We start from the raw sequence: 9,002 nt of genomic DNA on the forward strand, positions 1-9,002 counted from the left end.
TCCGTGGCGGTCACCGAGGCACCGGCGGCTCCCGCCCCGGCCGCCGAGGTCGCGGCCGAGCCGTCGGTCCCGGCCGCCGCTGAGCCCGAGGCCCCGGCCGTCGTGGCGGAGGCCGTGGCGCCCGAGGTGTTCGCCGAGACCCCGGCCGAGCCCGCGGCGGAGGACGCCGAGGCGCCCGCCAAGCGGGGTGGCCGCCAGCGGCGCCGCGCGGTGCGGCGCGAGGCGGGCGCGGCGGTGACCAGGGAGGCCGCACCGGCCCCCGTGGTCGTGGTGGCCCCGCAGCCCGAGCCGGTCGCGGCGGAGTCCTCCGCCAACGGCCACGTGCCCGAGGTGAAGGCGGAGTCCCTGGTGACCACCACGACCCGCCGCAGGGTCTCCCGGCGCGCGGCGACCCGCCCGGCGGGCCCGCCGAAGGAGAGCTGAGCAGGAAACGCCCGAACGCCGCCGGTCCCGCCCCGCAGAGGGGTGGGACCGGCGGCGTTCGCGTTGTCACGGGTCAGGGGGCGCGTGGTGGCTGCGGTGCGCGCGTCGCGCTCCCCGTGCGCCCTGAGGGCGGTGTGCTGAGCTCCCGGTGCGGCGGCGCGCTCCCGGCGGCCTGCGACCGGCGTGTCGCGCGCCAGGCGGGCCTGCGATCGTCGTGTCGCGTTCCGGGCGCCCCCGCGGCCCTCGCGCCGCGCTCCCGGCGTCCGGTGGCCGCTCCGGCGCGCCCCCGCTGACCTGCGCGGACCGTGCTCGCGCACCCCGGTTTGACCCTGCGGTCCACCGCCACGTAACCTATCGCATGGCTTGCCATCCGGCGGGCCCAGTCGCGCGAAGCCCGATCCACCGCAACACCGTGGAGCTGTGGCGCGCGCGATCCCGTCACCGTCGAGTAGCAGGAGACTTCCGTCCCGATGTACGCGATCGTCAAGACCGGCGGCAAGCAGTACAAGGTGGCTGTCGGCGACGTCGTCGAGGTCGAGAAGCTCGATGGCACTCCGGGCACCGAAATCACCTTCGCGGCGCTGCTCGTCGTGGATGGCTCTGACGTCACCGCGGACGCGGAGGCCCTGGGGAAGATCTCGGTGACCGGCGAGGTCGTCGAGCAGACCAAGGGCCCCAAGATCCGCATCCACAAGTTCAAGAACAAGACCGGCTACCACAAGCGCCAGGGTCACCGCCAGAAGCTGACCCGCGTCAAGGTCACCGGCATCACCGGTAAGTGAGGATCTGACTAGCCATGGCACACAAGAAGGGTGCATCCAGCTCCCGCAACGGCCGTGACTCCAACCCCCAGTACCTGGGTGTGAAGAGGTTCGGCGGTCAGGTCGTCAAGGCCGGTGAGATCCTCATCCGCCAGCGCGGCACCAAGTTCCACCCCGGCGTGAACGTCGGCCGCGGCAAGGACGACACCCTGTTCGCCCTGTCCGCCGGTGCGGTGGAGTTCGGCTCGAAGCGTGGCCGCAAGACCGTGAACATCGTTCCGGTCGAGGCCGCTGCCTGATTCTCGTACCACCTGGGCGCCGTGTGTCCGCTGAAACGCGGACCACGGCGCCCAGTGGCGTCTCCGGGGGCGATCGCCCCTCCTGAACCACAAGAGCAAGGAAGTGATCTCGGTGTCCCGCTTCGTCGACCGGGTGGTCATCCACGCGGCTGCCGGTGACGGCGGCCACGGCTGCGCCTCGGTGCACCGGGAGAAGTTCAAGCCCCTCGGCGGCCCCGACGGCGGCAACGGCGGCAAGGGCGGCGACGTCGTCCTGGTCGTCGACTCGCAGGTGCACACCCTGCTGGACTTCCACTTCCGCCCCCACGCCAGCGCAGGCAGCGGCAAGGCGGGCGCGGGCGCGAACCGGGACGGCGCGAACGGCGCCGACCTGGAGCTGCGCGTCCCGGACGGCACGGTCGTGATGACCGAGGACGGCGAGGTCGTCGCCGACCTGGTCGGCGAGGGCACCCGCCTGATCGCCGCCAGGGGCGGTCGCGGCGGCCTCGGCAACGCCTCGCTCGCGTCCAAGGCCCGCAAGGCGCCCGGCTTCGCGCTGCTCGGTGAGCCCGGCGAGTCCCGCGACCTGGTGCTGGAGCTGAAGTCCGTCGCGGACGTCGGCCTGCTCGGGTTCCCGTCGGCGGGCAAGTCGTCGCTGATCTCGGTGCTGTCCGCGGCCAAGCCGAAGATCGCCGACTACCCGTTCACCACGCTCGTGCCGAACCTGGGCGTGATCACCGCGGGCGCGACCGTGTTCACCATGGCCGACGTGCCCGGCCTGATCCCCGGCGCGTCCGAGGGCAAGGGCCTCGGCCTGGACTTCCTGCGGCACATCGAGCGCTGCGCGGTGCTGGTGCACGTCGTGGACTGCGCGACGTACGAGGACAACCGGGACCCGCTGTCCGACATCGACGCGCTGGAGACCGAGCTGGCCCAGTACACGCCGTCGCTGTCCAAGGACCTGGCGGAGCGCCCGCGCGTCGTGGTGCTCAACAAGATCGACGTGCCGGAGGCGCGGGACCTGGCCGAGATCGTCCGCGCGGACGTCGAGGCGCGCGGCCGTCCGGGGTGCGAGATCTCCACCGCCACCCGCGAGGGGCTGCGCGAGCTGACGTTCGCGCTGGCCCGCGTGGTCGAGGAGTACCGGGCCTCGCGCCCGGTGCAGGAGTCCACCCGGATCGTGCTGCGGCCCACCGCCGTCGACGACCAGGGCTTCACCGTGGTGGAGGACCCGGAGGAGGAAGGCGGCTTCATCGTGCGCGGCGAGAGGCCGCTGCGGTGGATCAAGCAGACCGACTTCAGCAACGACGAGGCCGTCGGCTACCTGGGCGACCGGCTCGCGCGGCTCGGCGTCGAGGACGTGCTCATCAAGATGGGCGCGGTGCCCGGCGCGCAGGTCACCATCGGCGCCCTGGTGATCGACTGGGAGCCGTCCCCGCCCGCGGGCAGCGCCGCCGCCGCCCTCACCGGGCGCGGCACGGACGCCCGGCTGGAGCCGAGCAACCGCGTCGGCGCGGGCGAGCGGCTCGCGGCGAAGAAGGCCCGCAGGTTGCCGGGCTCGTACGGCGACTGGGTGGAAGCGGCCGAAGAGGACGTGTGAGCGTGACCGGGTCGGTGGTGCTGTCCCAGGCCAGGCAGGCGGTCGCCGCCGCGGGCCGGGTCGTGGTGAAGGTCGGGTCGTCGTCGCTGACCACCGCCGAGGGCGGGTTGGACCGGTCCCGGCTCGACGCGCTGGTCGACGCGGTCGCCGCGCGGCGGGCCGCCGGTTGTCAGGTGGTGCTGGTGTCGTCCGGCGCCATCGCGGCGGGCCTGGCCCCGCTGGGCATCACCCGGCGGCCGAGGGACCTGGCGACGCAGCAGGCCGCCGCGAGCGTCGGGCAGCTGGCGCTGGCGCACGCGTACGCGAACTCGTTCGGCCGGTACGACCTGACCGTCGGGCAGGTGCTGCTCACCGCCGAGGACGTGGTGCGGCGCGCGCACTACCGCAACGCGCAGCGCACCTTCTCCCGGCTGCTGGCGCTGGGCGCGGTGCCCGTGGTGAACGAGAACGACACCGTGGCCACCGCCGCGATCAAGTTCGGCGACAACGACCGCCTGGCCGCGCTGGTGGCGCACCTGGTCGGGGCGGACGCGCTGTTCCTGCTGTCCGACGTGGACTCGCTCTACGACGGCGACCCGAGGCTGCCCGGCGCCCAGCGGGTGCCCGAGGTGACCGGGCCGTCCGACGTGGACGGGGTGCGCGCGGGCTCGGTCGGCGCGTCGGGGCTGGGCACCGGCGGCATGGCCTCCAAGCTGGCCGCGGCGCGGCTGGCGGCGTCGGCGGGCATCCCGGTGCTGCTGGCGGGCGCCGCGGACGCGACGCGGGCGCTGAGCGCGGCGGACGTGGGCACGGCGTTCACGGCGACCGGCACGAGGCTGTCGGCGCGCCGCTTCTGGCTGGGCCACGCCTCGGCGGCGACCGGCAGGCTGGTCCTGGACGCGGGCGCGGTCGCGGCCGTGGTCACCCGCCGCCGCTCGCTGCTCGCGGCGGGCGTCACGGCGGTGGAGGGCGCGTTCGAGGCCGGTGACGTGGTGGAGCTGGTCGACCCGGACGGCGAGGTCGTGGCCAGGGGAGTGGTGGCGTTCGACGCGGCCGAGCTGCCCGCCCTGATCGGCCACTCCAGCGGCGAGCTGCCGCCGGAGCAGCGCCGCGAGGTCGTGCACGCGGACGACCTGGTGCCGCTGACGGCTTGATCGCCGCCTCGGCTCGGGCCCGGTTCCGGGTGCCTGTCGCGGTGTTGCCGCGCTCGCGGTCAGCGCAGCACGGTCCCCTTGGTCTCCGGCAGCGTGAGCACGACGAGGAACGCGATCGTCGCTCCCGCCGCCACGTACCAGAAGAACTGCGCCCCGCTCAGCACGTTGATCACCAGCGGGGCGGTGCCGCCGAACAGGGCGACGGTCAGGTTGTACCAGGCGCCGATGCCCAGCCCGCGCAGCTCGGTGGGGAACAGCTCGCTCATCACGGCGGGCGCGATGGACGTCATCGCCGTGTACAGCCCCAGTCCCGCGCAGAACACCACGAGCAGCCCGCCGAGCCCCGGTCCGATGAGCGTGGACAACGGCACCACGCCGACCGCCGTCAGCGCCGTCCACACCAGCATCTGCGGCCTGCGCCCGATCCGGTCGGACAGCGCCCCCATCGGGTACTGGAGCGCCACGAACAGCAACGTCCCGATCGACAGCGCCAGGAACACGTCGCCCGCGTCGGCGCCCCTGGTCTTGACCGCGAACGGGGTGAGCGCGCTGAAGAACGTGTAGTAGCAGAGCGTCGAGGCCATGCTGAACCCGACGAGCCTGCCCACGGCGGCCGGGTGGTCCCGGAGCGTCGTCAGCAGCGGCCTGCGCAGCTCGACGGCCTTGGCGCGGCCCCGCGCGAAGTGCTCGGTCTCCTCCAGGTCGCGCCGCAGCCACAGCGCCGCCAGCCCGAGCACCGCGCCCACCAGGAACGGCACCCGCCACCCGAACGAGGCGAGCTGCGCGGTGGTGAGCGCCCTGGCCAGCCCGAACCCGAGCAGCGACGCGAGCAGCAGCGCGCACCCGGTGGAGATGTAGAAGAACGACGAGTACCGCCCGCGCCGGTCGGCGGGCGCGATCTCGGCGAGGTAGGCGGACGCGTTGGACACCTCGCCGCCCAGCGACAGCCCCTGGGCGACGCGGGCGAGCAGCAGCAGCGCGGGGGAGAGCCACCCGACCTGCTCGTACGTGGGCAGCGCCGCGATGGCGAGCGAGCCGCCCGCCATGAGCACGATGGTCAGCAGCATCGCGGTCCGCCGCCCGCGCAGGTCCGCGAACCGCCCGAGCAGGTAGCCGCCGAGGGGGCGGAAGAAGAACGCGAGCGCGTAGGTGGCGAACGTGTTGATCAGCGCGAGCCGCTCGTCCGACGCCGGGAACACCTGGGTGGCGAAGTAGATGCTGAACGTGGCGTAGATGGTCCAGTCGAACCACTCGATCGCGTTGCCCGCACTGGCCGCGACCAGCTTGCGCACCGGTAACCGGTGCCGCACACCACCACCCGTGCCACCAGACTCACCCATCCCCGGACCTTGGCACACCTGCTCGCCGACCGTAAAGCCCGAGGTGCGGACCTCCGCCAAGACGGGTGACCAACCCTCTCAGCCCGCCTGCCCGCCCCGGTTCCGCCGCCACTCCCGAGCCGACAACCGGAACACCAGGCTGTCGATCAACTCCCCCTTGAACCACTCGGCCTGCTCGACCCGCTCCACCAACCGGAACCCCAACCGCGCCACCAACTTCGCCGAGGCGACGTTCCGCGAATCGCACTCGGCCCCGACCTCCTCCACCCCGCGGACGGTGAACAGGTCCTCCAGCACCCGCGCGACAGCCTCGGTCGCGTACCCCTTGCCCTGGTGCGCCCGAGCGAACGTGTACCCGATGTCGGCGTTGCGCAGGTCCTCGTGCAGGTGCACCCCGATGTCCCCGACCAACTCCCCGTCGAGCACCACGGCGTACTGGAACCACCCCGGTGCTCCGGGATCGGCCTCACCCATCTCGTCGGCGAGCAGCAGGGCGCGGGACAACGGCACGGGCGGCTCCCAGGACTGGTACCGAGCCACCTCGGGATCGGACCGGTAGGCCGACAACGCCCCAGCGTCCTCAGCGCTGAACCGCCGCAACACCAACCGCTCAGTCCGCAACACGAAGGCCCACCCGCCCCCACCCGCTGCCGCAACCCCTCCAGTCACCCCTCCACCACTACCGCCGCAGGCCCCACCCCGCCACGCGCTCCCGAACACACCACCCGGACACGTCACCCACCGAGACGCACCCCACCCGAAGTTCGGACTGGCGACGACCTGGGTGAAGGCACAACACTGTTTCGAGCGGTGAACCCGCAGGCCAAAAAGGGCCTTCCCCGCGCACGCGGGGGTGTTCCGCGGGTCCCCCTCCGGCGGTCCGTCCCCGCAGGTTCCTTCCCGCGCACGCGGGGTGCTCCCGCATCGCCCTGGATCTCGGCTGCTTGCGCGGCGTCCTCCCCACACGCGTGGGCACACCGCACCCCAGCCCGCCTCAACTCACCCCCGCCTTCTGCACCACCCCGCCCTCACGCCGTCACCGCCAGCGCGAACGGCAGCACCTCCGGCGCCCCCGCCCCGCGCAGCAGCCTCGCCGCCACCGTCATCGTCCAGCCCGTGTCGACCTGGTCGTCCACCAGCAGCACCGGCCCGTCCACCCCGCTCAAATCCGGCACCCGCGACGCCGACACCAGCCCCGCCAGCCGCTGCGCGCTGTTCGCCCGCCGCACCGCCGCCCCCAGCCACACCGTCCCCAGCTGCGGCAGCCTGCCCACCTCAGAGATCCGCCGCGCGAAGCTGCCCACCAGCTCCGGCCGCGTCCGCGACCCCACCGACACGACCCCCACCGGCCGCCGCTCCCAGCCCCACGCCGACAGCACCTGCACGCACGCCGCGAACACCTCGTCCGGCAGCTCCCGGTCGGCCTCGGCGAACAGCGAGCGCAGCCGGTTGCCCCACCCGATGTCCGTCAGCCGCCCCAGCGCCCGCCCGGTCGCCGCCTGCTCCCCGGCCGGGATGCGGCCCGACAGCGACACCCCCGCCGCCGCCATCCCGGTCGGCCACATCTTGCGCGGCGCGACGTCCACGCCCGGCCGCAGCAGCCGCTCCCGCGCCGCCGTCGCCGCGCCCTCGGACACCGCCGCCGACACCCGCTGCCCCGTGCAGTTGTCGCACCGCCCGCACGGCGCCGCGTGCGGGTCGTCGAGCTGCCGCAGCAGGAACTCCATCCGGCAGCCCTCGGTGTCCAGGTAGTCGAGCACCGCCCGCTGCTCGGCCTGCCGCGCCCGCTCGATCCGCCCGTACCGCTCCTCGTCGTACTCCCACGGCCGCCCCGTCGCGACCCACCCGCCGCGCACCCGCCGCACCGCGCCGTCCACGTCGAGCACCTTCAGCACCACCTCCAACCGGGTGCGGGACAGCTCCACCACCGGTTCCAGCGCGGCCGTCGACCGGGGCTCGTCGGTCAGCGCCGCCAGCACCTGCCGCACCACCCGCTCCGGCGGGAACGCCAGCGACGCGAAGTACGCCCAGATGTCCCGGTCCTCCGGCCCCGGCAGCAGCAGCGCCTCCGCCCGCTCCACACCACGCCCGGCGCGGCCGATCTGCTGGTAGTACGCGATCGGCGACGGCGGTGCGCCCAGGTGCACCACGAACCCCAGGTCGGGCTTGTCGAACCCCATGCCCAGCGCGGAGGTCGCCACCAGCGCCTTCACCCGGTTGGCCAGCAGGTCCTCCTCGGCCCGCTGCCGCTCCGCCGGGTCCGTCCGCCCCGAGTAGGCCACCACCTCGTACCCGCGCTCGCGCAGGAACGCCGCCACGTCGTCCGCCGCCGCGACCGTCAGCGCGTACACGATCCCCGACCCCGGCAGCTCCGCCAGCCGCTCGGCCAACCACGCCAGCCGCGCCTCGGCCGTGGGCAGCCGCACCGCCGCCAGCCGCAGGCTCTCCCGGTCCAGCGGCCCGCGCAGCACCAGCGCGTCCGAGCCCGCGCCGAGCCCCAGCTGCTCGGTCACGTCCCGCACCACCCGGTCGTTGGCCGTGGCCGTGGTCGCCAGCACCGGCACCCCGGCGGGCAGCTCGGTCAGCAGCGTGCGCAGCCGCCGGTAGTCGGGCCGGAAGTCGTGCCCCCAGTCGGAGATGCAGTGCGCCTCGTCCACCACCAGCAGCCCGGCCGACGCGGTCAGCGAGGGCAGCACGGTGTCCCGGAAGTCCGGGTTGTTCAGCCGCTCCGGCGACACCAGCAGCACGTCGACCTCGCCCGCCGCCACCCGCTCCTGGACGTCCTGCCACTCGTCGGTGTTCGCCGAGTTGATCGTCGCCGCGTGCACGCCCGCCCGCGCCGCCGCGTCGACCTGGTTGCGCATCAGCGCCAGCAGCGGGGACACGATCACCGTCGGCCCCTCGCCCAGCGAGCGCAGCAGCGCGGTGGCGATGAAGTAGACCGCCGACTTGCCCCACCCCGTGCGCTGGACGACCAGCGCGCGTCTGCGCAGGGCCACCAGCGCGTGGATCGCCGTCCACTGGTCCTCGCGCAGCACGGCGCCCGGACCGGCCAGTGCCCTGAGCCTCTCCTCCGCCAGTGCGCGGAGCGCGTTGTCGTCCATGGCGTGAACCCTCCCAGACGCCCCTGACAGGAATCCGGCCCCCGGTAACCTGCGCGACAACCACGATCAGGTGAAAGTAACCTGGGTCTCGTGACTGATGACCTGCGGGAACAGGTGCACGAGGCGGCCCGGCGGGCCCGTGTCGCCGCGGACGAGCTGGTGCTGGCCACCCGCGAGCGCAAGGACGCCGCGCTGCTGGAGATGGCCTCCGCGCTGCGCGCCCGCGCCGACGAGGTGCTGGAGGCCAACGCCAAGGACGTCGAGGCGGGCCGGGCCGGGGGCACCCCGGAGAACATCCTCGACCGCCTCACCCTCACCGAGGCCAGGATCGAGGGCGTCGCGGCCGGTCTGGAGACCGTCGCG

Annotated in this window: 7 protein-coding genes and 2 pseudogenes; 6 read left to right on the forward strand and 3 right to left on the reverse strand. The window is 74.0% G+C overall.

What is annotated here, in order from left to right:
* From ACTUAL_RS01890 to proB, 5 genes and pseudogenes are all read left to right on the forward strand, one after another.
* Positions 1-423 (forward strand): annotated as a pseudogene (locus tag ACTUAL_RS01890) (ribonuclease E/G); the annotation flags it as partial.
* Positions 424-893: 470 nt separating this feature from the next.
* Positions 894-1,205, forward strand: a complete 312-nt coding sequence (gene rplU / locus ACTUAL_RS01895) for a 50S ribosomal protein L21 (protein WP_015800029.1) — start codon at positions 894-896, stop codon at positions 1,203-1,205.
* Between the two features lie 14 nt (positions 1,206-1,219).
* Positions 1,220-1,483: a 50S ribosomal protein L27 gene (rpmA, locus tag ACTUAL_RS01900; RefSeq protein WP_015800030.1), complete on the forward strand. Its 264-nt coding sequence runs from the start codon at positions 1,220-1,222 to the stop codon at positions 1,481-1,483.
* Positions 1,484-1,595: 112 nt separating this feature from the next.
* Positions 1,596-3,062, forward strand: a complete 1,467-nt coding sequence (gene obgE / locus ACTUAL_RS01905; RefSeq protein WP_440899046.1) for a GTPase ObgE — start codon at positions 1,596-1,598, stop codon at positions 3,060-3,062.
* A gap of 20 nt (positions 3,063-3,082) precedes the next feature.
* Positions 3,083-4,195: a glutamate 5-kinase gene (proB, locus tag ACTUAL_RS01910; RefSeq protein WP_440899049.1), complete on the forward strand. Its 1,113-nt coding sequence runs from the start codon at positions 3,083-3,085 to the stop codon at positions 4,193-4,195.
* Positions 4,196-4,254: 59 nt separating this feature from the next.
* Here proB and ACTUAL_RS01915 read toward each other — a convergent pair whose 3' ends face one another.
* From ACTUAL_RS01915 to ACTUAL_RS01925, 3 genes are all read right to left on the reverse strand, one after another.
* Positions 4,255-5,535 carry an MFS transporter gene (locus ACTUAL_RS01915; RefSeq protein WP_440899047.1) on the reverse strand — a complete coding sequence of 427 codons (1,281 nt, stop codon included), beginning with the start codon at positions 5,533-5,535 and terminating at the stop codon, positions 4,255-4,257.
* Positions 5,536-5,613: 78 nt separating this feature from the next.
* A complete protein-coding gene (locus ACTUAL_RS01920) occupies positions 5,614-6,204 on the reverse strand; it encodes a GNAT family N-acetyltransferase (RefSeq protein WP_309142030.1) in 591 nt (196 codons plus the stop codon).
* A 359-nt stretch (positions 6,205-6,563) separates the two neighbouring features.
* Positions 6,564-8,639 carry a RecQ family ATP-dependent DNA helicase gene (locus tag ACTUAL_RS01925; protein ID WP_440899048.1) on the reverse strand — a complete coding sequence of 692 codons (2,076 nt, stop codon included), beginning with the start codon at positions 8,637-8,639 and terminating at the stop codon, positions 6,564-6,566.
* A 90-nt stretch (positions 8,640-8,729) separates the two neighbouring features.
* Here ACTUAL_RS01925 and proA point away from each other — a divergent pair.
* Positions 8,730-9,002: pseudogene (gene proA / locus ACTUAL_RS01930) on the forward strand (glutamate-5-semialdehyde dehydrogenase); the annotation flags it as partial.

The sequence above is a fragment of the Actinosynnema sp. genome (assembly GCF_052038725.1).